1 protein-coding gene is annotated in these 252 nt (G+C 45.2%); it reads left to right on the top strand.

The window, feature by feature from the left end; translation table 11 throughout:
- Nucleotides 1-252 (top strand): sigma factor (locus tag ACQCVH_RS25405; protein WP_426838421.1); only part of this gene is annotated, 252 nt, incomplete at both ends.

The raw sequence follows: 252 nt of genomic DNA, 5'->3' as shown, positions 1-252 counted from the left end.
ACACGGGAGAGGATTCAGAAGATCTCATTTCTATAGGCACCATCGGCCTGATCAAGGCGATTGAAAGTTATTCAGAAGGAAAAGGCACAAAGCTTGCAACCTATGCCGCACGCTGCATCGAAAATGAAATCCTCATGCATCTCAGGGCCCTTAAGAAAACAAAGAAGGATGTTTCTCTCCATGATCCGATCGGCCAGGATAAAGAAGGAAATGAAATCTCCCTGATTGATGTGCTTAAGTCTGAGTCAGAGG

Source organism: Bacillus infantis (assembly GCF_050107595.1).
Classification (GTDB): Bacteria; Bacillota; Bacilli; order Bacillales; family Cytobacillaceae; genus Bacillus_AB; species Bacillus_AB infantis_C.
Note: the sequence above shows the minus strand (reverse complement) of the source record. Positions and strands in the feature narration are given on the sequence as shown.